Annotated in this window: 21 protein-coding genes; 12 read left to right on the top strand and 9 right to left on the bottom strand. The window is 64.5% G+C overall.

What is annotated here, in order from left to right:
• Window positions 1–5: 5 nt before the first annotated feature.
• The 4 genes from ligD to OEW28_RS06555 all read right to left on the bottom strand — a co-directional run bounded on the left by ligD (window position 6) and on the right by OEW28_RS06555 (window position 5,635).
• Complete coding sequence (gene ligD / locus OEW28_RS06570; RefSeq protein ID WP_412174777.1) at window positions 6–2,453, bottom strand: DNA ligase D; 2,448 nt, start codon at window positions 2,451–2,453, stop codon at window positions 6–8.
• Window positions 2,450–3,286: a non-homologous end joining protein Ku gene (gene ku, locus OEW28_RS06565; protein WP_263733905.1), complete on the bottom strand. Its 837-nt coding sequence runs from the start codon at window positions 3,284–3,286 to the stop codon at window positions 2,450–2,452. Before ku ends, ligD begins: the two co-directional genes overlap by 4 nt.
• 362 nt (window positions 3,287–3,648) lie before the next feature.
• Window positions 3,649–3,834, bottom strand: coding sequence for a DUF3008 family protein (locus tag OEW28_RS06560; RefSeq protein WP_263733904.1), 186 nt, complete (start codon window positions 3,832–3,834; stop codon window positions 3,649–3,651).
• Between the two features lie 283 nt (window positions 3,835–4,117).
• Window positions 4,118–5,635: a bifunctional metallophosphatase/5'-nucleotidase gene (locus tag OEW28_RS06555; RefSeq protein ID WP_263733903.1), complete on the bottom strand. Its 1,518-nt coding sequence runs from the start codon at window positions 5,633–5,635 to the stop codon at window positions 4,118–4,120.
• Window positions 5,636–5,790: 155 nt separating this feature from the next.
• Here OEW28_RS06555 and OEW28_RS06550 point away from each other — a divergent pair, with 155 nt between their 5' ends.
• Genes OEW28_RS06550 through arsC form a run of 3 tightly spaced genes read left to right on the top strand, consistent with a single transcriptional unit; the run spans window position 5,791 to window position 7,537 of the window.
• On the top strand, window positions 5,791–6,129 hold the full coding sequence (locus OEW28_RS06550) for a DUF952 domain-containing protein (protein ID WP_263733902.1): 339 nt from the start codon (window positions 5,791–5,793) through the stop codon (window positions 6,127–6,129).
• The gene (locus OEW28_RS06545; protein WP_263733901.1) at window positions 6,126–7,190 is read left to right on the top strand and encodes a quinone-dependent dihydroorotate dehydrogenase; all 1,065 of its coding nucleotides are present in this window, start codon (window positions 6,126–6,128) and stop codon (window positions 7,188–7,190) included. Before OEW28_RS06550 ends, OEW28_RS06545 begins: the two co-directional genes overlap by 4 nt.
• Complete coding sequence (gene arsC, locus OEW28_RS06540) at window positions 7,175–7,537, top strand: arsenate reductase (glutaredoxin) (protein WP_263733900.1); 363 nt, start codon at window positions 7,175–7,177, stop codon at window positions 7,535–7,537. The genes OEW28_RS06545 and arsC overlap by 16 nt, the downstream gene beginning before the upstream one ends.
• Before the next feature lie 11 nt (window positions 7,538–7,548).
• Here the strand turns inward: arsC and OEW28_RS06535 are convergent, their stop codons facing one another.
• From OEW28_RS06535 to OEW28_RS06525, 3 genes are read right to left on the bottom strand one after another with little or no spacing between them, the layout of a single operon-like run.
• Window positions 7,549–8,850, bottom strand: coding sequence for an MATE family efflux transporter (locus tag OEW28_RS06535; RefSeq protein ID WP_263733899.1), 1,302 nt, complete (start codon window positions 8,848–8,850; stop codon window positions 7,549–7,551).
• Window positions 8,843–9,349, bottom strand: coding sequence for a PaaI family thioesterase (locus tag OEW28_RS06530; protein WP_263733898.1), 507 nt, complete (start codon window positions 9,347–9,349; stop codon window positions 8,843–8,845). Before OEW28_RS06530 ends, OEW28_RS06535 begins: the two co-directional genes overlap by 8 nt.
• On the bottom strand, window positions 9,346–9,774 hold the full coding sequence (locus OEW28_RS06525) for a PaaI family thioesterase (protein WP_263733897.1): 429 nt from the start codon (window positions 9,772–9,774) through the stop codon (window positions 9,346–9,348). The genes OEW28_RS06530 and OEW28_RS06525 overlap by 4 nt, the downstream gene beginning before the upstream one ends.
• A gap of 104 nt (window positions 9,775–9,878) precedes the next feature.
• On the opposite strand from OEW28_RS06525, the gene OEW28_RS06520 reads away from it, so the two are divergent.
• The 8 genes from OEW28_RS06520 (at window position 9,879) to OEW28_RS06485 (ending at window position 18,589) form a co-directional block, all read left to right on the top strand.
• The gene (locus OEW28_RS06520; RefSeq protein WP_263733896.1) at window positions 9,879–11,012 is read left to right on the top strand and encodes a putative manganese transporter; all 1,134 of its coding nucleotides are present in this window, start codon (window positions 9,879–9,881) and stop codon (window positions 11,010–11,012) included.
• 47 nt (window positions 11,013–11,059) lie between these two features.
• Window positions 11,060–11,425 carry a MerR family transcriptional regulator gene (locus OEW28_RS06515; RefSeq protein ID WP_263733895.1) on the top strand — a complete coding sequence of 122 codons (366 nt, stop codon included), beginning with the start codon at window positions 11,060–11,062 and terminating at the stop codon, window positions 11,423–11,425.
• 189 nt (window positions 11,426–11,614) lie between these two features.
• A complete protein-coding gene (locus OEW28_RS06510) occupies window positions 11,615–12,010 on the top strand; it encodes a MerR family transcriptional regulator (protein WP_263733894.1) in 396 nt (131 codons plus the stop codon).
• Window positions 12,011–12,027: 17 nt separating this feature from the next.
• A complete protein-coding gene (locus OEW28_RS06505; protein ID WP_263733893.1) occupies window positions 12,028–13,806 on the top strand; it encodes an acyl-CoA dehydrogenase C-terminal domain-containing protein in 1,779 nt (592 codons plus the stop codon).
• A 208-nt stretch (window positions 13,807–14,014) separates the two neighbouring features.
• Window positions 14,015–14,653, top strand: a complete 639-nt coding sequence (locus tag OEW28_RS06500) for a glutathione S-transferase family protein (protein ID WP_263733892.1) — start codon at window positions 14,015–14,017, stop codon at window positions 14,651–14,653.
• A 13-nt stretch (window positions 14,654–14,666) separates the two neighbouring features.
• Window positions 14,667–15,878, top strand: a complete 1,212-nt coding sequence (locus tag OEW28_RS06495) for an acetyl-CoA C-acetyltransferase (protein ID WP_263733891.1) — start codon at window positions 14,667–14,669, stop codon at window positions 15,876–15,878.
• On the top strand, window positions 15,878–16,348 hold the full coding sequence (locus OEW28_RS06490; protein ID WP_263733890.1) for a cupin domain-containing protein: 471 nt from the start codon (window positions 15,878–15,880) through the stop codon (window positions 16,346–16,348). The genes OEW28_RS06495 and OEW28_RS06490 overlap by 1 nt, the downstream gene beginning before the upstream one ends.
• Before the next feature lie 39 nt (window positions 16,349–16,387).
• Entirely contained in the window at window positions 16,388–18,589 is a 2,202-nt protein-coding gene (locus OEW28_RS06485; protein ID WP_263733889.1) for a 3-hydroxyacyl-CoA dehydrogenase NAD-binding domain-containing protein, read from the top strand.
• A gap of 24 nt (window positions 18,590–18,613) precedes the next feature.
• Here OEW28_RS06485 and OEW28_RS06480 read toward each other — a convergent pair whose 3' ends face one another.
• Window positions 18,614–19,537, bottom strand: a complete 924-nt coding sequence (locus OEW28_RS06480; RefSeq protein WP_263733888.1) for a DMT family transporter — start codon at window positions 19,535–19,537, stop codon at window positions 18,614–18,616.
• A 94-nt stretch (window positions 19,538–19,631) separates the two neighbouring features.
• On the opposite strand from OEW28_RS06480, the gene OEW28_RS06475 reads away from it, so the two are divergent.
• On the top strand, window positions 19,632–21,257 hold the full coding sequence (locus tag OEW28_RS06475) for an AMP-binding protein (RefSeq protein WP_263733887.1): 1,626 nt from the start codon (window positions 19,632–19,634) through the stop codon (window positions 21,255–21,257).
• Between the two features lie 21 nt (window positions 21,258–21,278).
• On the opposite strand, the gene OEW28_RS06470 is transcribed toward OEW28_RS06475, so the two are convergent.
• Window positions 21,279–22,763, bottom strand: coding sequence for an inorganic phosphate transporter (locus OEW28_RS06470; RefSeq protein ID WP_263733886.1), 1,485 nt, complete (start codon window positions 22,761–22,763; stop codon window positions 21,279–21,281).
• Window positions 22,764–22,838: the final 75 nt, after the last annotated feature.

Below are 22,838 nucleotides of genomic sequence, written 5' to 3'. Positions count from 1 at the left end.
AGCCGTCAATCTTCCGCGGCCCAGTCCTGCAGACGATCGATCACCTGATTGGACAGGGACTGCAGATCCTTCCGAACCGCGATCGCCGGGCAGGCGTTGTCCAGTCTGGCGGCCATGTCTCCGATCCTGAACCCGTTCGCGGCCTTGAGCCCTTCAAGTTCGTCCCATGTCACCGGAACCGCGACCGGCGCACTCTTGCGGGCGCGAAGTGAATACGGCGCGATGGCGGTAGCGCCGCGTTCATTGCGCAGCCAGTCGACGAATATGCGGCCCTTGCGCCGGGCCTTGGACATGGTGGCAGTGTAGCGGTCGGGCGACTTTTCGGCCAGCGCATGGGCAAAAGTCCTGGCAAACAGTTTCACCACATCCCAATCCCGCGTGCGCCGCAACGCGGTCCAGACATGGATGCCCTTGCCGCCCGTCACGATGGCGCCGGATCTCAGGCCCAGAAGGTCCAGAAGGTCGCGCACCTCGATCGCGGCCGCCCGCACCTCCGCCCAATCCAGCGCCTCGTCCGGGTCGAGGTCGAAGACCAGCCTGTCAGGCCGTTCCAGCCGATCGGTCCGCGCGCCCCAGATGTGAAATTCGACCGCTCCCATCTGCGCGGCCGCGACCAGGCTTTCCGGCCGGGTCGCGTAAAGGTAATCCTCGATTTCCCCGTCCTTTTCCCGGATATCAATGTGCGACAACGCATCGGGCATGCCGCCATGGCCGTGCTTCTGGAAAAAGCACTCGCCCAGACCGCCTGGACAGCGGAAAAGCGACAGCGGGCGCCGCCCTGCGAGCGCGATCATCCGTTTGCCCACGCGCGCGTAGTGCTCAGCGATATCCAGCTTGGTACAGCCGGCGTCGGGAAAGACCTGCCTGTCGCCGTTCGATATCTCGATACCGAGCACGCTGTCGTTCATGGCCTTGCCCCTTCCCGATTCAAGCGTCACCTCTTGCGCGGACTTGTCCTCACGCAGTCCCAGGTAGCTGCCATGCCGAACGTGGTCGTCGGCCGTGAACTCGGTGAACGCGACCTCGGCCACAAGCTCCGGGCGAACCCACCGCGCATGGCGGGCCACCGCGTCGGGCACATCCTCGAACGGCGCCGTCTTGCGCGGCGACATCGAGCCGGACAGCCGATCGAAATCCGCCTGCGCGAAACCGGTGCCGATCCGGCCACGATAGCGCAATTGCTTTCCGTCGTATGTTCCGATGAGCAGGGAAGAAAACGGACGGCCAGCCTTGTCGGAAGGGCTTAGCCCGCCGATCACGAATTCCTGCCTGCGCGTGCACTTGATCTTGCGCCACGCCTTTGTGCGCCGTCCGCGATAGGGCGCGTCGATCCGCTTTGACACGATGCCCTCCGCTCCGCGGTCGCAGGCCTGCGCGAACAATTCGGGGCCGTGCCCGATCACATGCTCGCTCATTCGCAAGGGCGCGTCCGCTGGCAGATCCTTCAGAACCTGCGCAAGCCGGTCCTTCCTCTCGCTCAGCGGCTCTGCCGTCAGGTCGCGCCCGTCAACGGACAGAAGGTCGAACGCGTAAAAGACAAGCGGCCCGCCGTTCGACAGCGCCGATTGGAGCGACGAGAAGGCGGACCCTTCGATCTTTGCCGCCATGACCTCGCCATCGATCAGCGCGGAGGAGCATGTCAGGGGGGCAAAGGCCCCTTCCAGGGCGGCGAAACGGTCGGTCCAGTCCTGGCCCGAGCGCGTGTAAAGACGCGTCCCGCCTTTGCCGATCGCGGCAAGCGCGCGGTAGCCGTCGAACTTGGTTTCGTGCAGCCAGTCGTCCCCTGCCGGTGCGGCGTCGAAAAGCGTGGCAAGCTGAACGTCGCGGAAGGCCGGGCGCTGGCGGGTGCGTTTTCCTTGCGGGCCGTCGGGGTTGCCTTCGGCGATCTCGTCCATGCTGCGTCCAGTGGCGATCGAGCGGGTGTTGCCCTTGGTCAGTGCATCGGCATCGCCGCTGGCCTCGGGGTCGCGTTCCTTGATCAGCAACCAGTTTTCGCGCTTCTCATTCCCCTTCATCCGGACAAGCGCCCATCCGCCCTTCATCCGTTCCCCCTTGAGACTGAAGGACAGCTTGCCATCCTTGAGCCCTTCGTCCGGGTCGCCCTCGGGCAGCCATGTTCCCCGGTCCCACAGCATCACCGTCCCGCCTCCGTATTCCTTCTTCGGGATCGCGCCCTCGAACTCGGCGTAAGACAGCGGGTGATCCTCGGTTCGAACAGCCAGACGCTTTTCGCCGGGATCGGCGCTTGGCCCCCGCGTCACCGCCCAGCTCAGCAGCACGCCTTTCCACTCCAACCGGAAATCGTAATGTAGCCGGCGCGCCGCATGTTTCTGGACGACGAAACACAGGTCGCTGTCACGCGCCTTCGCGGGCTCGCCCCGAGGTTCATCCGTTCGGCTGAAATCGCGCTTGGCGAGGTATTCGGAAAGCCGGTCCGACGTCTTTGCCATCATGAGGCTTTCTTCTTGCGCCCGCGCCCCTTGGAGCCCGCCTTGCCAGCCGACTTCAGGCTTTCCTTCAACGCCGCCATAAGGTCGACGACGTTTTCCCCATCCCCTTCGCTCTTGCTGTCCCGCGCTTGGGTTCGGGGCGTCTTGCGGTTCTTCTGCTTCGCCTCCAGAAGCTCGCCGAGCGCGGTCGCATAGCTGTCGGAATAGCTGGACGCGTCGAACGGGGCCGTCTTGCGGTCGATGAGCGAGGTGGCGACCTCCAGAAGCTCCTTGTCCGCCGTCTCATCCTCGATCTGGTTGAACATGGGCTCCGCATCGCGCAATTCGTCCGCGTAATGAAGTGTTTCAAGCAGCAGGCCATCGCCACAGGGGCGCACGGCGGCAAGATACTCCTTGCCGCGCATCGTGATCTGGCCCAACCCGACCTTGCCGCTCTCGCGAAGCGCGTCGCGGATGACGCGGTAGGCGTCCTGTGCAAGCTCATCCGTGGGAACAAGATAGTAGGGCTTGTCGAACCAGATCGGCGCGATGTCGCAGGCCCCGACGAATTGCACCAGTTCAAAGGTCTTCCTGGTCTCCAGCTTGATTGCGTCGACCTCTTCGGGGTCGATCAGAAGGTATTCGCCATCGCCGATCTCGTAGCCCTTGACGATATCGTCCTGATCGACCGGGCCGATACCGGGAACCACCTTTTCGTAGCGGATGGGTTTGCCCGACGGTTCGTGGATCTGGCGGAAGGATATCTTGGCAGCGCGTCGCGTGGCCGAATAGAGCTCGACCGGGATAGAGACGAGCGACAGCCGAAGCTGGCCTTTCCAGAGCGCGCGCGCGGCCATCATCCACTCTCCTTCGCGATAAGGGGGTCATATCCGATCGATGCGCTCATGCGGGGTTCGCTGATGCTGCAAGCTGTTTTCGCAAGTTGAACGTTCCGAACCACGCGGATGTTCCCGAATGAGATTTCCGCTCCAAAGCGTGGAACCATGCCCGGCAGAACTTGTTGTGCTGGCGTCGGCTGATGTACCTCGGGCCGACATGAAGGCTCGGGATTCGCCCCGGCCAAGTTCCGCCGGCCTTTCCCTGAATGGCCGGCGGCCCTTGGGGCAAGACGTCTAGGGTCGATCCGGGCCAGAAGTATGCCGATGCCCCAGGTGCGGCGGGGGTGCCGGCGGGTTTCGCCCAAGCCTTGCTTGGCCCTTCAGTCGCTCTTGTGCTCGGGCTTTCCCTTGCGCTCGGTCGAGGCCATTTCCTCAAGCTCGCTTTCGGACATCGAATCGTACATGTCCTTGGAAGCGCCTTGAAGTTCGCTGACTTTCGTCTCGCCGCGCTTGGCCGACAGGGCAGCGCCCGCGGCTTTCTGCTGTGCCTTTGATTTTGCCGGCATGTTCCATCTCCTCTGCACCAGCCCAACTGCGTCGAAAACATCGGAGCGCCGGGATTGTTCCGGTGAACACCCGAAGGTGCGGAAGGTTGGAATCGCCGGATGCCCATGCCGAGGTCCTGCCATCCAGGGTGACACCGGTCGTCTCTTGCCGATGCTTGGCGCATAAGGCGCTGTCGCGCCTCAGGGTGCGCATCGCGACAGGGCCGCATGCCACCCGGCGCAAAAGGAAAGGGGGCCGACAGCCCCCTTTCGCGTTCGCTTCACTTGGGCGGGACGCGCCCGGTTATTCGCCCAGTTTCTTGATGCGGCCCTCGACGGTCGCCTTCGCCCCACCCTGCGCCTCGATATAGGCCATCACGTCGTTGGCGACGAGCTTTCCTTCGCCCACGTTGGTCAGGATGCGGCCGCCGCCCAAGGCCGAATAGCCGTCTCCGCCCGCAAGGACATAGTCGTTGGTGGCAAGGGTGTAGAGCTTGTCCATCTCAAGCGGCGCGCCATCGACAGTGACCGAGGACACGCGGCTTCCCGGTTCGGCAGAGGGGTCGTAGACGACCTCCATCCCCGACACCTGCGGGAAGCGCCCGGCCCCCTTTTCAACCTGACTGAAGCCGTTTTCCAGCGCGGCCAGAACCTGTGAACCGGGAAGTTCCGTCACCTGCGTGATGTTGCCGAAGGGCAGTTCCGTCAGGATGTCGCGCCGGGTCAGCATCGTTCCCGCATCATAGGTGCGGTCCGCACGGATGCCGCCGCCGTTCATGATTGCCAGGTCCGCTCCGGTCGCGGCGCGCATCGCATCGGCGATCAGGTTGCCCATGGCCGATTCCTCGCCCCGAACCACATTGCGGCGGCTATCGAGCGCGCCTTCGGTCTGACCGATCTCCACGTTCAGCGCGGCATCCAGATCCGCGGTCAACTTATCGACCATGGCCTGTGTTTCGGGATCGGGTTCGACCGTCGCGGTGTCGATGAACCGGAACGTGGGCGTCCACTTCACCGTCTTCTTGCCGTCCTTTTCCCCGATCTCGACCTCAAGGTCGAGCGGCGCGACGATGCGCGCGTCGACCGAGGTGTCGATGTAGGCCGTGATCCCGTCGTAGGACGTGGCATAGAAATGGTCGTCGCCCGAAATCACGACGTCGAACGCCTTTGACGTGACCAGCTTGCGGTCGTTGTTCAGGTCCGTCTGGACCACGCCGATCACCAGATCGGCGCCACCTTCGCGCGCGGCCCGCGCGGCCTCGACAGCCGTGTCGACTGTGGGCAGGAACTTCAGGTCTCCGGTCGAGGCGACCTCGGGCGAGGTGTCTTGAGCCACTGGTACCAGCGCGATGTTCAGCCCGGCCATTTCCTTGGTCATCACGCCGCCAAGCCCTTCGATCGGCGACCCGTCGGCGTTGGTCACGTTGATCGCGGCCCAGGGGTAGTTCGACGCCTTCATCTTCTCGATGAAGTTCTCCGGCCCGAAGTCGAATTCATGGTTGCCGGGCACGGCCAGGTCGAAGGGTACCAGGTTGGTCAGATCGATCGTGTTCTGGCCCTTGTCGAAGCCCGAGATGAGCGAGGGCGACAGCATGTCGCCGTCGAACAGATAAAGCGTGTTCGGGTTTGCCGCGCGCTCCGCCTTGACGACGGCGTTCAGGCGCGCAAAGCCGCCACGGGTGCCGTCACCATCGTAATCGTAGATGTCTCCGATCCCGACGATGGTCAGCTTCACGGTCTCGGCGCCCACGGCGCCGGCGCCCAATGCGACAAGCGCGGCCGCCCCCATGATTCCTGCGATGCTGCTTCTTGCGGATTTCATGCCTTACCACTCCCGATCAAACGATACCCAAGAACTCTGCGCCGTCGTCCTGCGGCTGTCAAAGACCTTTCCCGATTTGACTACAAGGCGGATGTGTCGGCGCGATGAAGGTTCAGGGCATTGACCGCGCGAGACGCAAAGGGCATGACGTCTTCATGCTGATCCTCAAGATTTTCCGTCGCAACGAATGGGATGCCTTCCGCAAGGCGGGCGAAACCGTCGGCGCGCCGGTGGATCTGGCGGATGGCTTCATCCACTTTTCGACGCCCGCGCAGGTGGCCGAAACGGCGGCGAAGCACTTTGCCGAGGAAAGCAACCTTGTTCTCGTGGCGGTCGAGGCCGACAGGCTGGGCCCGATGCTCAGGTGGGAACCCTCGCGCGGCGGCGCGCTTTTCCCGCATCTTTACCGCCCCCTGCGGCTGGATGAAGTGGTCTGGGACAAGTCCCTGCCCCTTGGCAAGACCGGCCATATCTTTCCGGAAGGTGTGCTTTGAACATCGTAGAATGCGCGGGGCTCGCCGCACTGCACCGGCTAGACCCGGAACGGGCGCACGGCCTGGCGATCCGCGCGGTTTCGCTGGGGCTGGTTCCCCTGCCCGGCGCCGTCAGTTCCCCCCGCCTGGCGACAAGCATCGCCGGCCTGACCCTGCCCAATCCCGTCGGCCTTGCGGCGGGCTTCGACAAGAACGCCGAAGCGGCGGGGCCCCTCACGCGTGCCGGGTTCGGCTTTGTCGAGGTGGGGGCCGCGACCCCGCGCCCTCAACCTGGCAATCCGAAACCCAGGCTTTTCCGCCTGCGCGAGGATCGCGCAGTGATCAATCGCTTTGGCTTCAACAACGATGGCGCAGGCGCTGTCGCGGCGCGGCTATCCCATGTCGAAAGGAAGGTGCCGGTAGGCATCAACCTCGGCGCCAACAAGGATAGCAGCGACCGCGCCGCGGACTTCGCCAAGGTCCTGGCCACGGTGGGCCCGCATGTCGATTTCGCGACGGTCAACGTGTCATCCCCCAACACCGAAAAACTGCGCGACCTGCAGGGCAAGGCAGCGCTTTCGGCGCTGCTTGCCGGCGTCCTGGCCACCCGCGACACACTGGACCGACCGATCCCCATCTTTCTCAAGATAGCGCCGGACCTGACGGATGCGGAACTTGCCGATGTGGCCGAGGTGGCGATGTTGGCTGGCATCGACGCAGTGATCGCCACGAACACCACGCTGTCCCGCGACGGGCTGGCAAGCCGCCACAAGGCCGAGGCCGGTGGTCTGTCGGGAAGGCCGCTGTTGCGCAAATCGACGCGTGTGCTGGCGCGGCTTTCGCAACTGACCGAGGGGCGGCTGCCCCTGATCGGCGTCGGCGGCATCAGCTCGGCCGAGGATGCGCGCCAGAAGATCCTGGCGGGTGCGTCGGCGGTGCAGCTCTATTCGGCGCTTGTCTACCAGGGTCTGTCGCTGGCTGCGCGGATCGCGCGCGAACTGGATGCGATGTTGAAGCGCGAGGGCGTGGACAACATCTCGGACCTTGTCGGCCAGGGTAGGGACGCGTGGCTGAAACCGTGATCTGGCATAACCCTCGCTGCTCGAAGTCGCGGGAAACACTGAACCTTTTGCGGGATCGGGGGGTTGATCCACGGGTTCGCCTGTATCTTGAGGATGCGCCGTCCGTGGCGGAAATCGGCTCGGCGCTTGCCGCGCTTGGCCGGCCTGCCGGGGACCTTGTGCGCTGGAAAGAGCCAGCCGTTCGCGACCTGGGCTTGACCAGGTTCATGCCAGAGGCAGAGCTGATCGCGGCCCTGGCCGCCACGCCCGCGCTGATCGAACGGCCGCTGGTGCTGCACGATGGCAAGGCAGCCCTTGGCCGGCCGCCCGAAGCCGTGCTTTCGCTGTTCCAACTGCGTGGCGATTGAAGGTCGGGCCCTCAGGCTGCCGCCCGCTCGACCCGCCCGTAGACCGCCCCCAGCGTCACCGCACGCGTGACGTTCATCACCATCAGCGCCGCCCACAGCCCATGGTTGCCCCACCCGGACAGCACCACCACGGCGACGGCATAGACCAGCACGGAAATGGCCGCAGAGTTGCGCATTTCGCGTGCGCGGGTCGCGCCGATGAAGATGCCGTCGAACATCCAGCTTGCAATGCCGATGACGGGGGCGACGGCGACCCAGGGCAGGTAGCTTCGCGCGTCGATACGCACATGGGGCTCGGTCGTCATCAGGTCGATGATCCCTGGGCCGGCCACCCAGAAGAAGATGCCCAGAACCAGCGATCCTCCGACGCCCCATTGGCTTGTCAGCACCGAAGCGCGCCGCACGTCGCGGACAGAGCGGGCGCCGACCGCCTGCCCTACCAGCGATTCCGCGGCAAAGGCAAATCCGTCTAGACCGTAGGCGGTGATTTCAAGGAACTGAAGCAGCACCTGGTTGGCCGCCAATGTCACGTCCCCGAAAGCCGCTGACATGAAGATGAAGCCGGTGAAGGCCCCCTGAAGCAGGATCGAGCGCAACATGATGTCGCCGTTGACCTGCATCATCCGCTTGACACGCGCCCGGTCGAACACGCGCGCCCAGTCATGCCATTGCCCGCCGGCAAACGCCGGGCGGCAAAGCCAGAGGCCAAGCGCCAGCCCCGACCATTCCGCGATCAGCGAGGCCGCGGCCACACCCTCGATCCCCCAGCCCTGGCCAAGCACGAACCAGATATCCAGAATCACGTTCAACGCATTGATCCAAAGTTGAAGGACCAGGACCGCGCGCGTGCGTTCGACCGCGATCAGCCAGCCCGTGACGGCATAAAGCGCGATCGTCGCGGGCGCGCCCCAGACCCGGATCGTCAGGTACTGTGTCGCCAGCTCCTCGACCTCGGCCGAGGCGGGCGCGATCGCGAAGCCAAGGGCGAAGAGCAGGCGATGGAACAGGATGAACACCGCCCCGGCCGCCAGTCCGATCAGCAGCGCGCGCATCAGGATCGCGCCGGTTTCCGCAGGATCCTTGGCGCCATGAGACTGCGCCACCAGACCCGAGGTCCCCATACGCAGGAAGCCGAATATCCAGTAGATGGCTGCAAGGATGACGGCGCCGATGCCAACCGCGCCGATCGGGGCAGCCTGCCCCATCTGGCCCACCACACCGGTATCGACGGCACCGATCAGGGGAACCGTGGCGTTGGACAGAACGATCGGAAGCGCGATCTTCAGAACGCGCGCGTGGGTGATGTTATCCATCGCGGCCAGGCATGAGGAAATGGCCCGTCGCCTGGGCAAACAGCCGCGCACGGTTGTCCTGCCAGGCCTCGACATGCACACTGGCATAGCGTCGGCCCGACCGGTTGATGCGCGCACGTGCATAGGCGTCGCGCGGCAAGCCCGAGCGCAGGTAATCCACCGTGAAATCGATGGTCTTGGGAAGCCTCGGCAGTGCCGTGTCCGGCGCGGACGCATCAAGCCGCCCGCTTTCCATCTCTTCCCACAGCATCGACCAGGAAAGCTCGATGATGGCGGTCACTTCCAGGAACGCCGCGGTCACGCCGCCGTGCAGAGCCGGCAGCAGCGGATTTCCGATCAGCTTCTCGTCGAAGGGCAGAACCGCCGTCAGTTCGTCGCCCCGCCGATCGAACTCGATCCCCAGGAACTGGATGTAGGGAACGCCGTGCACCAGCGATTTCAGTGCCGCGTCGCGGCGCTGCTTCACAACCTGCACGGGTTCGGGGCGCTGCCGGCTCATGCGGATTTCTCGCGTTCGACGGTAAAGGCGCCCGTCGCGGTCGCGACCGGGCGGTCGGGATCGTCGTCGTGGGCGGTCGCGCGGACGAAGGCCACCGAGCGCGTGACGTTGTAGCATTCGGCCCGGGCGGTGATCCTTTGTCCCGGCGTCGCAGGCCGCATGTAGTCGATCCGCAGGTCCAGTGTGGCAGTCGAGGTCACGCCGGGATAGCTCATCACCGCCGCGCCGCCACAGGTGTCCATCAGCGCCGAAACTGCACCGCCGTGAATGACCCCGGTCTCGGGATCGCCGACGAACCGCGGATCGTAATCCATCGCGATCACCGCCCGGCCCGCGCCGATGTCTTCGAGCTGCATGCCCAAGGCACGCGAATGCGGGATCGCCTCGATGAACTGCCGCGTCATCTTCTGCTTCTGATCGTCCACCGCTGCGGCCCCTTCCGCCTTGCCCCAGGCGCTTGGATAAAAGGCCCTTGCGTTATGCGCCGCAAGTGTTATCTTTCGCAATTGAGAATTATTCGCAAGATAAGATGCACAACGTAACAGGCTCCGTCGCCTCCCCCACCGCCCTTCCGTTCCGCCTGAGGCCCAGGCGCGCCGTCCTCGTCCTCGGCCTCGTCGCCCTTGCGCTGGCGCCGGGCGAACTTGGCGAACTGACCCGGTCGCTGATGTCCGACGCCTTCGTACAGGTTTCGGTCTTCGTCGCGGCGACGCTGCTTCTGTTCTACGGGCTTGAGCGGTTGTTCCGTTTCGACCTTGGCCTTGCCATGGGTGGCGCGCGGGCCATGCAGGTTCCGATCGCGGCGCTTCTGGGCGCGACACCGGGCTGCGGCGGCGCGGTGGTGGTGGTTGCGGCCTATGCTTCGGGCAAGGTCAGCTTCGGCGCGGTCGTCGCCGCGCTGACCGCGACGATGGGCGACGCCGCCTTTCTTCTGCTCGCGACACGGCCTGATGCGGCGTTGGTGCTTCTGCCCATGCAGTTCGCCGTCGGCATCCTGACCGGCTGGCTGATCGACCGCTTCGTATCGGTCGACTACCGGCCGCGCGGAGGAACCTGCGAGGTCGTGGCCCCAATCGGCAGGCTGCGCGCGCGCGACATCGGCTATCTTATACCGGCGGCGCCCGGCCTGATCGTCGGCGCTGCACAGATTGCCGGGATCGAGATCGTCGACATCCTTTCCATCCCGGTGCAGGCGATCGCCCTTGTCGGGGTGTTCATCGGACTGGCGATCTGGGCGACCTCATCGGTCACGGCGATGACCAACCCGTCCGACCATCCCGTGACGCGCATGGCCGAGGAGACCTCTTTCATATCGGTCTGGGTGATCCTGGCCTATCTTTCCTATGACTACGCAGCCGCTTACGCGGGCCTTGATCTGAAGACGATGTTCAGCGCAATCGCCCCGGTTCTGCCGCTGGTCGGCGCCGCCATCGGCTTCATTCCCGGCTGCGGGCCGCAGGTTCTGGTCGCGACGCTTTACACACACGGGGCAATCCCGTTTTCGGCCCTGGCCGCCAATGCGATCTCGAACGACGGGGACGCATTGTTCCCGGCCATCGCGCTTGCCCCCCGCGCCGCCATCATGGCAACGGCCTATTCCACGGTGCCCGCGCTGATCGTCGCCTACACGCTGCATTTCTTGGCACCAGGCTTCCTGAACTGAGTTGTGCGCGCAACTTCAAGCCGTTAGGGTCGGCGCGGAGGGTGCCGATGTCTGATCCGCGTCTGTCATTCAAGGAGATGTGCGCGCGTTTCGATGTGACGCCGCGCACGTTGCGCTACTACGAATACATCGAACTTCTGGCACCGGAAAAGGAAGGACGCGCGCGCTTCTACGGCCCGCGCGAAATCGCGCGCATGACGCTGATCCTGCGCGGCCGCCGCTTCGGCTTCAGCCTTGAGGAAATCCGCCAGTGGCTGGAAATCTACCAGAAACAGGGCACGCGCGAACAGAACCTGATCTGGGTTCAGATGGCCGACCGCCAGCTGGGCGTCCTGCGCCAGCAGCATGAAGATCTGGCCGCCACCATCGCCGATCTGAAGGCGTTGCGCGATCAGGTCTCGGACCTGCTTTGACGCGCCGAGCGGCGCGAATTTCCGTGTAACGAAATTGCGTCAACCGCATGAAGGCTTTCCTGACGTTTCGTCAGCATCGCCATGACGTCACGTCACAGGTGACGTTAAGGTAAACCTTGCTTGTATGATGGGGGCAAGCCTCTCCACCTTGGCGGTCATGACCCGGTTGAAGGGATATCGAGGATAAAGATGACCAAGGACGTTATGACAATCCGCGAAATGTGCGACGCATTCGACGTGACGCCGCGCACGCTGCGCTTTTACGAGGCGAAAGAGCTTCTGTTTCCGATCCGCGAGGGCCAGAAGCGGCTGTTCACGCGGCGCGACAGGGCCCGCCTGAAACTGATCCTGCGGGGCAAGCGCTTTGGCTTCACCCTTGAGGAGCTTCGCCAGCTTCTGAGCCTTTACGACCTGGGCGACGGGCAGCGCACGCAGCTGACCAGGACCATCGAAGTGGCGCAGCAGCACTTGTGCAACATGCAGCGCCAGCGTGAGGACCTTGAAACCGCGATCACCGAGCTGCAAGACCAGATCGAAATCGCGGCGCAGCTGCTTAGGGAAAGGTCAACGCGGGACGCTGCCTGACCAAGGGGAGGATGACCATGCCCAGCTACTCGGCGCCGACGCGGGACATGCAGTTCGTACTGCATGAGGTTCTGGACATCAGCCACAGCGAAACGCCGGGCTACGCCGATCTGGACCGCGACTTTACCGGCGCCATCCTGGAAGAGGCGGGCAAGATCGCCAGCGACGTTCTTGCCCCGCTGAACACGGCGGGCGACACGCAGGGCTGCCGGCTTGAAAACGGCATGGTCATCACCCCCGAGGGTTTCAAGCCGGCATTTGACGCGCTCAGGGCCGGCGGCTGGCCAGCGATCGATGGCGACGCCGCGTATGGTGGACAGGGCCTGCCCTACATCATGAGCTGCGCGACCGGCGAGATGTTCGTGTCGGCCAACATGGCGCTGAACATCTATCAGGGCCTGACCCACGGCGCGGTTTCGGCCATCCGGGCGCATGGGACGGATGCGCAAAAGGCGACCTACCTGCCAAGGCTCGTGACCTGCGACTGGACCGGCACGATGAACCTGACCGAGCCGCAGTGCGGCACCGATCTGGGCCAGGTGCGCACCAAGGCAGAACCGCAGGACGAAGGCAGCTACGCGATCACCGGCCAGAAGATATTCATATCGGCCGGGGACCACGACCTTGCAGAAAACGTGATCCACCTGGTTCTGGCCAGGGCGCCGGGTGGAGGTGAGGGCACCAGGGGCCTCTCGCTGTTCATCGTGCCGAAGGTTCTTGTCAACCAGGACGGCAGCCTGGGCGCGCGCAACGCCGTGTCGGTCGGCAAGATCGAGCACAAGATGGGCATTCACGGCAACGCCACCTGCGTCATGAACTACGACGGAGCGAAGGGCTGGCTTCTTGGCGATTTGCACAAGGGCATGCGCGCGATGTTCACCATGATGAACGAGGCACGGCTTTCCGTCGGCCTTCAGGGCTACGCCGTGGCCGAGGCCGCCTATCAAGGCGCCGCCGCCTACGCGACAGAGCGGCTTCAGGGCCGCGCCGTGACGGGACCGGAAAACCCCGACGGCCCGGCCGACCCGCTCATCGTCCATCCCGACATCCGCCGCAGCCTCATGTCGCAAAAGGCGTTCGTCGAAGGCGCCCGGATGCTGACCTTCTGGGGCGCGTCGCTGGTCGACCGGGCCCAACGCGCCGATGACACCCAGGCCGAAGGGCTGATTTCCCTTCTGACGCCGGTCATCAAGGGGTTTCTGACCGACAAGGGGTTCGAGGCCACGGTCAACGCGCAGCAGGTGTTCGGCGGTCACGGCTATATCGAGGAACAGGGCATGTCCCAGTTCGTCCGCGACGCGCGGATCACGATGATCTACGAAGGCGCGAACGGGGTGCAGGCGTTGGATCTTGTCGGCCGCAAGCTGGCTGCGGACGGTGGCAAACCGCTGATGGGCTTTTTCGAGATGGTGAAAGCCTTCATCAGGGAAAACGAAGCCGATGCTGCGTTGAAGTCCGCCTTCCTCGACCCCCTGAAACGAGCGTCCAAGGACCTGCAGGCGGCGGCAGTGTTCTTCATGTCCGAGGGGATGAAGAACCCGAATGCCGCCTTGGCGGGGTCCCACGATTTCCTTCATCTTTTCGGCCATGTCTGCATGGGGCTGATGTGGGCGCGCGCGGCAAGGGCCGCCCATGCGGCATTGAAGAGTGGCGACGGGGATACGGCATTCTATCAAGCCAAGATCATGACGGGGCGTTACTACATGGCACGGGAACTGCCCGCGACCGCGTTTCATCTTGCGCGCATAACGAGCGGCGCCGATCCGGTCATGGCGCTGCCCGCAGAGTCATTCTGATGCCGGCGGCCGGGATCGTGGCGCGCGATCGGCAAGGTTTGCACGACCGGCGGCGGCTTGGGTCCATGAAACCGCTTGCACCACGGCCCATCCACTCAAGGCGGATCTGCATGGAATCGGTTAACAATTGCAGCTTCTTCATTGAAACATACCCGCATGCAGGAGCGCGGCACCCACCAGCTTGCGCCTGGGACCGGAGGTGCGGATCATGACAGCGAAGCTCCACTGCTTCGGCGAAAGCGGCAACGCCTACAAGGCGGCGCTGACCCTGACTTTAGCGGGATATGACTGGGAACCGGTCTTCGTCGACTTCTTCAACGGTGAAACGCGCACCGAAGCCTTCCGAAAGCTCAACGTGATGGGCGAGGTGCCGGTCTTCGATGAGGATGGCCGCATCCTGACGCAATCGGGGTCGATCATGTACCATGTCGCGAACCGAACGGGAAAGCTGGCGGGCGCGCGGGACGAGGCAGAAGAAGTGCTGCGATGGATCCTGTGGGACAACCACAAGATGTCTTCCCAAGCCGGTTCGACACGGTTCCTGATGAACTTCCTGCCCGCCGAAAAGCGCCCGAAAGAAGTCATCGCCTTCATGCAGGCACGCCTGAAGGCGGCCTATGCGACGCTTGAGACGCATTTGACGGGCCGCGACTGGCTGGTGGGGGATGCCCCGACCATCGCCGACCTGTCGTGCTGCGGATACCTCTATTATCCCGAACCGTTCGGCTTTTCCCGCGACGACTGGCCCGGGATCGACCGGTGGCTGGGCAACATCGCCGCCCTGCCCGGTTGGAAGCACCCCTATGACCTGATGCCCGGAAACCCTTCGGACCGGGACCCGAAATGACGCGGAGAAGACCATGACAGATGCGTTCATATACGACGCCGTCCGCACGCCCCGTGGCAAGGGCCGCCCGGACGGCGCGCTGCACGAAGTCACCTCGGTCGCACTTTCCGCCGGGATCCTGAACGCGGTCGCGGACCGCAACGGCCTTGAGGGTCACGCGGTCGAGGACGTGATCTGGGGCAATGTCACCCAGGTGGGCGAACAGGGCGGCTGCCTGGCCCGATCCGCGGTTCTGCTTTCCGGCCTTGACGAAAGCATCCCTGGGCTTTCGATCAACCGTTTCTGCGCCTCGGGGATGGAGGCGGTGAACCTTGCCGCCAACCAGGTCAGGGGCGGTGCCGGCACGGCCTATATCGCGGGCGGGGTCGAGATGATGGGCCGCGTGCCCATGGGATCTGACGGCGCGGCGATTGCGGTGGACCCCAGCCTTGCCATGAAGACCTATTTCGTGCCGCAAGGAATTTCGGCCGACATCATCGCCACCGAATACGGTTTTTCGCGTGCAGATGCCGACGCCCTGGCGGTCGAAAGCCAGCGCCGCGCAGCACTTGCCTGGGGCGAAGGGCGCTTTGCCCGCTCGATTGTTTCCGTGCGCGATCAGAACGGCCTGACGATCCTTGATCGCGACGAGCATATGCGGCCCGGCACGGACATGGACGCGCTTGCCCGGCTTGACCCCGCCTTCAAGACGATGGGAGAGGTCATGCCGGGCTTCGACAAGCTGGCGATCATGAAGTACCCGCATCTGGAACGGATAAACCATATCCACCATGCCGGTAACTCTTCCGGCATCGTCGACGGGGCCGCCGCCGTCCTGATCGGAAACGAAGCGTTCGGCAAAGCGCACGGGCTTAAACCCCGCGCCCGGATCCGTGCGACGGCAAAGATCGGCACCGACCCTACGATCATGCTGACTGGACCGGTGCCCGTGACCGAAAAGATCCTGCGTGAGGCCGGCATGTCCGTCGCCGACATCGACCTTTTCGAGGTGAACGAGGCCTTCGCCTCGGTCGTTCTGCGCTTCCTGCAGGCGTTCGACGCCGACCCCGCCAGGGTCAACGTCAACGGCGGCGCCATCGCGATGGGTCATCCGTTGGGCGCGACGGGCGCGATCATCATCGGAACGCTTCTGGACGAACTGGAACGCACCGGCAAGGGAACCGGCCTTGCCACGCTTTGCATTGCCAGCGGCATGGGTGCCGCAACCATCATCGAGAGGGTATGATGCCAAAGATTGATCTCACCAAGGTTCCGGTCAAGACCGGCTCGATCTATCCCGAACCCTATGCCGCGATGATGGCCGGGCGGTCGTCCATGCGGCTTGGCGCCGCCGGTGGCCTGACGCAGTTCGGCGCGAACCTTGTCACGCTTGAGCCGGGCGGGCTGTCAAGCCTGCGTCACTGGCACCAGCACGAAGACGAGTTCGTGATGGTGACCTCAGGTGAATGCACTCTGATCGACGACGCGGGCGAACACGTCATGCTGCCAGGTGACTGCGCGGCTTTCCCGGCAGGCGACGGCAACGGACACCACTTCGTCAACCGCACCGACCGCATCGCGCAATTCCTGGTCGTCGGGACCAAGGCGCCGTTCGAGGTCGCGACCTATTCGGACGTCGACATGAAGGTGGAGATGGCAGACGGCAAGGCCGTCTTCACCTATCGGGACGGCACACCCTGGAACGGGCCGCGGTAACGACCGGCGCGCGCGCCGCCCCCGAAAGAGGAGTTGAGGATGGCTGATTTCACCTGTTCCGTGGACGCGGACGGCATCGCGACCATTACTTGGGACGTTCCGGGCAAGTCCATGAACGTCCTCAACCTGGAAGGAGCGGCCGAACTTGAGGCCCACGTGGACAGTGCGCTTGCCGACCCCGCCGTCGCCGGCGTGATCCTGACTTCGGGCAAGAAGGACTTCGCGGGGGGCATGGACCTGAACGTCATCGCGAAGATGAAGGAAAGCGCGGGCACCGATCCCGCGCAGGGCCTTTTCGACGGGATCATGCGGTTCCATGCGCTTGAGCGGAAAATCGAACTGGCGGGCATGGACCCCAGGACCAAGAAAGGCGGCAAGCCCATTGTCGCCGCCCTGCCCGGCACCGCGCTCGGGATCGGACTGGAGATCCCGCTGGCCTGCCACCGCATCTTCGCCGCTGACAACCCCAAGGCCAAGATCGGCCTGCCAGAGATCCTGGTGGGAATATTCCCCGGCGCGGGCGGCACGACGCGGCTTGTCCGCAAGCTCGGCCCCATGGCCGCATCCCCCTTCCTGCTTGAGGGCAAGCTTTCCGACCCGCAAAGGGCGAAGGCGGCGGGCATCATCGATGAGGTCGTCGCACCCGACCTGTTGCTCGCCCGTGCCAAGGAATGGGTTCTTGCCGCGACAGAGGCCGACCTGGTCAAACCCTGGGACCAGAAGGGCTACAAGCTGCCCGGTGGTGCGCCCTATCACCCTGCGGGCTTCATGACCTTCGTCGGCGCCTCCGCGATGGTTCTGGGCAAGACGATGGGCGTCTATCCAGCCGCCAAGGCGCTGTTGTCGGCCGTCTACGAAGGCGCTCTGGTGCCCTTCGACACCGCGCTTCGGATCGAGGCGCGCTGGTTCACACATGTGCTGATGAACCCCTCCTCCTCGGCCATGATCCGGTCGTTGTTCATCAACAAGGCGGCGCTTGAGAAGGGCGCGAACCGCCCGCAGGTGGCCGATCAGAAGGTGGCGAAACTTGGCGTTCTCGGCGCAGGCATGATGGGTGCGGGCATCGCGCATGTCGCGGCCAGCTCGGGTATCCAGGTCATCCTGATCGACGCCACGCAAGAGGCCGCCGATCGCGGAAAGGCGCATTCGCAGGGTCTTCTCGACAAGGGGATCAAGCGGGGCAAGGTGACGGCAGACGAGAAGGCTGAAGTGCTGGCGCGCATCACCGCGACGGCCGACTACGCGGCGCTTTCGGGTTGTGAACTGGTGATCGAAGCCGTGTTTGAAGACCCGAAGGTGAAAGCAGAGGTCACGGCGAAAGCCGAAGCGGTGCTTTCCGAAACGGCCGTGTTCGCCACCAACACCTCGACCCTGCCCATATCCGACCTGGCAAAGGCATCGCGGCGTCCGGCGCAATTCATCGGCATCCACTTCTTCAGCCCGGTCGACAAGATGATGCTGGTCGAGATCATCAAGGGCCGGGATACCGGCGATACCGCCGTCGCCAAGGCGTTGGACTTCGTGCGCCAGATCCGCAAGACGCCGATCGTCGTCAACGACGCGCGCTTCTTCTACGCCAACCGCTGCATCATCCCCTACATCAACGAAGGCATCCGCATGGTGGCAGAGGGGGTCGAACCCGCGCTGATCGAGAACGCGGCCAAGCTGGTCGGCCTGCCGCTGGGGCCGCTGCAACTGGTCGACGAAACGTCGATCGACCTGGGGGTGAAGATCGCCAAGGCGACCAGGGCCGCCATGGGCGACGCCTATCCCGACGGTGCGGTCGACACGGTTCTGTTCGCGATGGCCGATCGCGCGCGGCTTGGCCGCAAGGCCGGCGCGGGCTTTTACGCCTATGACGACGCCGGCAAGCGCACCGGGCTCTGGGACGGGCTGTCGGACTTGTGGCCCGTGGCCCAGGTTCAGCCCGAGCTGACCGAAGTTCAGCACAGGATGCTGTTCGTGCAGGTGCTGGAGGCGGTCCGCGCGCTGGAACAGGGCGTGCTGACCGACATCCGCGAAGGCGACGTGGGCGCGATCCTTGGATGGGGCTTCTGCCCGTGGTCGGGCGGGCCGTTCAGCTGGCTGGACATGATCGGAGCGGAAACGGCGGTCCAGATATGCGACCGCCTGGCCGATGCCCATGGTCCGCGCTTCGCGGCGCCGGGGCTTCTGCGCGAAATCGCGGCGGACGGGGACAGTTTCTATGCCCGCTTCGCCACGGCGGTGCAGGCCGCGTGACGAGGAACGCGGCGGCGGCGGTGCCTATTTGCCCCGTACCGCGATGATCAGGCCCGCAAGGAAGATGAGCGCCATGCCCGCCATCGCGCGCAGTGACAGGAGATCACCCCAGATCGCCCAGGTCCAGAAGGCGGATGCGGGCAGGATCACGTATTCGAAGACCGCGACGCGGCTTGCCTCGGCCATCTGGTAGGCCTTGACCATCATCCCGACACCCAGAAGCGACCCGGCGGCCTGCACGAAGGTCCAGAACAGGAAGGTGGCAGAGGGCCAGACGGCACCGCGCAGGATGAAGCCGTCCGTGCCCGCGGGAACCTCGGGCTGCCACAGCGCCAGCGCGACAAGCCCCAGAAGGCCATAGGTTCCAAGCGCGGCGAAGAAACCCGCCAGCATCGTTTCGGCGCTTTCGTCCCGGCACCACTGCCGCGTGGCGATGTTGCCCAATGCGTAAAGCGCCCCGGCCGCGACGGGCAGCAGTGTCGCCGGACCGATGGCCATGTCGCCGTCGGGCCCCAACACCATCATCACGCCAAGAAACCCGACCGCGACCGCCAGGATCCGGAAAGGCCCGATATACATCCCGAATGCGAAGCGCGAAATCAGAAGCACGAAGATCGGCGCGGTGAAAAGCCCGGCCGCGACGACCGCGACCGGCAGGAAGGCCAGGCAGCCGAAGTAGACGACCATGGCCGATCCGTGGACGAGGCTGCGGAACCCGACAGCGCGCCAGTTGCGCGGCCGAAGCCGTAGCCCAAGCGGCACGGCCGCCAGCGCCAGGATGACGAATGCCATGGCCGTGCGCGTGGCGTGAAACTGCCAAAGCCCGGTATCCGCGGCGATCAGTTGAACGTAATTGTCCGTGAACCCGATCACGAACGCGTAGATCAGGATCGCCCCCGCCGCGGCCAGGGTTCGGTTCGCAGGCATGGTTGCCGCCGCTGTCGTCATGTGAGAATCCGGTGTCGTTTTCCGCTTCCCTTCAACCCCTGGCCGCCTCCATATTCGCGCCTGAATGCGACATGATCGGTCGGGGAGGTATGTCATGGGTTGGCTTTCAGATGAAACGGGTCTTGGCAAGAACCCGGCGAACTTCGTGGCGATGACGCCCTTGTCGTTTCTCAGGCGTGCGGCGGACGTCCACGCCGAACAGACCGCCGTGGTCTACCGCGGCACTCGGCGCAGCTATGCGGACTACAGCGCGCGCGTCAGCCGCCTTGCATCTGCTTTGGCGCGGGCGGGGGTCGAGCCGGGCGACGTGGTGGCGACGCTTCTGCCCAACATCCCCGCGCAGGCCGAGGCTCATTTCGGTGTGCCGGCTGCGGGCGCGATCCTGAACACGATCAACACCCGGCTTGACGCCGACACGATTGGATACATCTTCGACCACGGCGAGGCGAAGATCGTCCTGGCCGATACGGCACTTCTGCCGCTGGTCGCCGAGGCGATCGCGCGCATGGAAGGCCCCGCGCCGATGATCGTCGAGGTCGCCGACCGGGAGGCCGGCTTCGAACCCTCCGGGGCACATGCGGAATACGAGGATTTCCTGGCGACGGGCGATCCGGATGCAGCTTGGCACATGCCCCAGGATGAATGGGAAAGCCTTGCCCTCAACTACACCTCCGGCACGACGGGTCGGCCGAAAGGGGTCGTCTATCATCATCGTGGGGCCTACCTTCTGGCGATGGGGACGGCGGTCACCTGGGCCGTCGGAATCCGGCCGGTCTACTTGACCATCGTGCCACTTTTTCACTGCAACGGCTGGTGCCACACCTGGATGATGCCGGCGGTTGGCGGCACGCTTGTTTGCTGCCGCGACATCACCGCCAAGAACATCTATGACGCCATCGCGGACGAGGGTGTGACCCACATGGGCGGCGCGCCGATCGTGCTGAACTCGATCATCAACGCCAAGCCCGGCGACCGGCGCGATTTCGACCACATCGTCGAAGTCTACACCGCAGGCGCCCCGCCCCCGGCCGCAACGCTTGCCGCGATCGAACCGCTGGGCTTCAGTGTGACCCAGGTGTACGGGCTGACCGAAACCTACGGCCACGTGACCGAATGCCTCTGGCATGATCGCTGGGACGACCTGCCGCAGGCGGAGCGCGCGGCGATCAAGGCGCGCACTGGCATCCTCATGCCGTTCATGGAGGACATCACCGTCCACGACGAGCAGGGCAATCCCGTGCCGCGCGACGGGCAGACGCTGGGCGAAATCGCCATCCGCGGCAATTCGGTGATGAAGGGCTATTACAAGAATCCCAAGGCAACCGAAGAGGCCTTCAAGGGCGGTTTCTTCCGCTCGGGCGACATCGCCTTCCAGCATCCCGACGGTTACATCAAGATCACCGATAGGGCGAAGGACATCATCATCTCGGGCGGGGAAAACGTGTCCTCGGTCGAGGTTGAGGGCGCGTTGATGCACCATCCAGCCGTGTCGCTCTGCGCGGTCGTGGCCAAGCCTGACGACAAATGGGGCGAAGTGCCCTGCGCCTTTGTCGAACTGAAGGAAGGCGCCGAAGCCGACGAGGTCGAGTTGATCGCCTTTGCCCGGTCCCGCCTGGCCGGCTTCAAGACACCAAAGCATGTCATCTTCTGCGACCTGCCGAAGACGTCGACGGGCAAGGTCCAGAAATTCGAACTGCGGGTCCGCGCAAAGGAAGTCTGATAACGCAGGGCGGGGTATCCCCTACGCCGCCACCGCACGAATGGCGTAGAAGATCACCGCCGACATCAGCGCCGCCGCTGGGACCGTGATCACCCAGGCGGCGATGATCGTCATGAAATGGTTCCGGCGCACCAGCTTGCGGCGGCGGCGCTCTTCGGGCGCAAGGTTCGGCCTCTCGGGGCTTGCCACGCGGCTCATCTTCAGGCGGCGCTCGGAATCCCATTCGCGGAAGAAGCCAACCCCGAATACCGCGCCGACGGCGATGTGCGTGGAACTGACCGGAAGACCCAGCCAGCTTGCCACGATCACCGTCAACGCGGCCGAAAGGGCCACGCAGTAGGCCCGCATCGGGTTCAGCTTGGTGATCTGGCTGCCGACCATGCGGATCAGCTTGGGCCCGAACAGGAAAAGCCCGAACGAGATCCCGAAGGCGCCGATCACCATCACCCAGTGCGGAATGCTGACATCGCCGCCGATCTCGCCCGAGCCCGAGGCCTGCACGATCGCGGCCAGCGGCCCAACGGCATTGGCGACGTCGTTGGCGCCGTGCGCGAAGCTCAGAAGCGCGGCCGAGACGACCAGCGGAATGCCGAACAGCACCTTCAGCGACTTGTTTCGGTTTTCCAGCCCTCTGGACTGGCGGCGTATCACCGGGATCATCGCGGCCCAGGTCGCAACGCCGCCAACCAGCCCGATCAGAAGCGCCATCGGGAAGGTAATCTTGACCAGGTGCTTGAGCCCCTTCAGCGAAAGATACGCGGCAAAGGCCCCCGCCATGATGCCGACAAGGACCGGCACCCAGACCCGCGCCGCCGCGATCTTGTCGTCGCGGTAGATCACGCGGGCCTTGATGAACCACAGGAAAGCGGCCGCGATCAGACCGCCAAGAAGCGGCGAAATCACCCAGCTTGCCGCGATCGTGCCCATCGTGGCCCAGTTGACCGCGGCGAACCCGGCCGAGGCAATGCCCGCCCCCATCACGCCGCCCACGACCGAATGGGTCGTCGAAACCGGTGCGCCGATCCAGGTCGCAAGGTTGACCCAGAGCGCCGAAGAAAGAAGCGCGGCCATCATCGCCCAGACGAAGACCGAAGAGGTCTCGATGCTTTCGGGCGCGACGATCCCTTTTGAAATCGTCTTGACCACATCGCCCCCGGCAATCAGCGCGCCCGCACTTTCAAAGACCACCGCGATCGCGATAGCGCCCCCCATGGTCAGCGCATTGGCGCCCACCGCGGGCCCCATGTTGTTGGCGACATCGTTTGCGCCGATGTTCAACGCCATGTAGGCGCCAAAGATCGCGGCGACCACGACGACCAGCGTGTTGCTGGTCTGGCCAAAGAACAGCGCAGCCGCCAAACCGGCAAGCATGATGAACACGAAGGCGATGCCGGGTGCGACCGTGGGCCGCGCGACATAGGCTGTCGCTTTTTCCAGATTGGAGAAGCGACCCAGGTCACGGTCCAGCGTCTCAAGATGGCGTGGTTCGAAGTCGTTCTGGGCCATGTCGGTCTCCGGCTGCTCTGGCGCTGCTGGTTAGGGATCTTTGCCGCACAAATCAATGGCCTCGGCATGCTGGCG

The sequence above is a fragment of the Albidovulum marisflavi genome (assembly GCF_025751435.1).
GTDB lineage: Bacteria > Pseudomonadota > Alphaproteobacteria > Rhodobacterales > Rhodobacteraceae > Albidovulum > Albidovulum marisflavi.
This window is presented reverse-complemented; position numbering and strand designations above follow the sequence as displayed.

Excerpts from the sequence above, each read along its gene's own strand:
- ligD (WP_412174777.1), bottom strand. The coding sequence starts at position 2,453 with ATGATGGCAAAGACGTCGGACCGGCTTTCCGAATACCTCGCCAAGCGC.
- ku (WP_263733905.1), bottom strand. The coding sequence starts at position 3,286 with ATGGCCGCGCGCGCGCTCTGGAAAGGCCAGCTTCGGCTGTCGCTCGTC.
- OEW28_RS06560 (WP_263733904.1), bottom strand. The coding sequence starts at position 3,834 with ATGCCGGCAAAATCAAAGGCACAGCAGAAAGCCGCGGGCGCTGCCCTG.
- OEW28_RS06555 (WP_263733903.1), bottom strand. The coding sequence starts at position 5,635 with ATGAAATCCGCAAGAAGCAGCATCGCAGGAATCATGGGGGCGGCCGCG.
- OEW28_RS06550 (WP_263733902.1), top strand. The coding sequence starts at position 5,791 with ATGCTGATCCTCAAGATTTTCCGTCGCAACGAATGGGATGCCTTCCGC.
- OEW28_RS06535 (WP_263733899.1), bottom strand. The coding sequence starts at position 8,850 with ATGGATAACATCACCCACGCGCGCGTTCTGAAGATCGCGCTTCCGATC.
- OEW28_RS06530 (WP_263733898.1), bottom strand. The coding sequence starts at position 9,349 with ATGAGCCGGCAGCGCCCCGAACCCGTGCAGGTTGTGAAGCAGCGCCGC.
- OEW28_RS06520 (WP_263733896.1), top strand. The coding sequence starts at position 9,879 with ATGCACAACGTAACAGGCTCCGTCGCCTCCCCCACCGCCCTTCCGTTC.
- OEW28_RS06515 (WP_263733895.1), top strand. The coding sequence starts at position 11,060 with ATGTCTGATCCGCGTCTGTCATTCAAGGAGATGTGCGCGCGTTTCGAT.
- OEW28_RS06510 (WP_263733894.1), top strand. The coding sequence starts at position 11,615 with ATGACCAAGGACGTTATGACAATCCGCGAAATGTGCGACGCATTCGAC.
- OEW28_RS06505 (WP_263733893.1), top strand. The coding sequence starts at position 12,028 with ATGCCCAGCTACTCGGCGCCGACGCGGGACATGCAGTTCGTACTGCAT.
- OEW28_RS06500 (WP_263733892.1), top strand. The coding sequence starts at position 14,015 with ATGACAGCGAAGCTCCACTGCTTCGGCGAAAGCGGCAACGCCTACAAG.
- OEW28_RS06495 (WP_263733891.1), top strand. The coding sequence starts at position 14,667 with ATGACAGATGCGTTCATATACGACGCCGTCCGCACGCCCCGTGGCAAG.
- OEW28_RS06490 (WP_263733890.1), top strand. The coding sequence starts at position 15,878 with ATGCCAAAGATTGATCTCACCAAGGTTCCGGTCAAGACCGGCTCGATC.
- OEW28_RS06485 (WP_263733889.1), top strand. The coding sequence starts at position 16,388 with ATGGCTGATTTCACCTGTTCCGTGGACGCGGACGGCATCGCGACCATT.
- OEW28_RS06480 (WP_263733888.1), bottom strand. The coding sequence starts at position 19,537 with ATGACGACAGCGGCGGCAACCATGCCTGCGAACCGAACCCTGGCCGCG.
- OEW28_RS06475 (WP_263733887.1), top strand. The coding sequence starts at position 19,632 with ATGGGTTGGCTTTCAGATGAAACGGGTCTTGGCAAGAACCCGGCGAAC.
- OEW28_RS06470 (WP_263733886.1), bottom strand. The coding sequence starts at position 22,763 with ATGGCCCAGAACGACTTCGAACCACGCCATCTTGAGACGCTGGACCGT.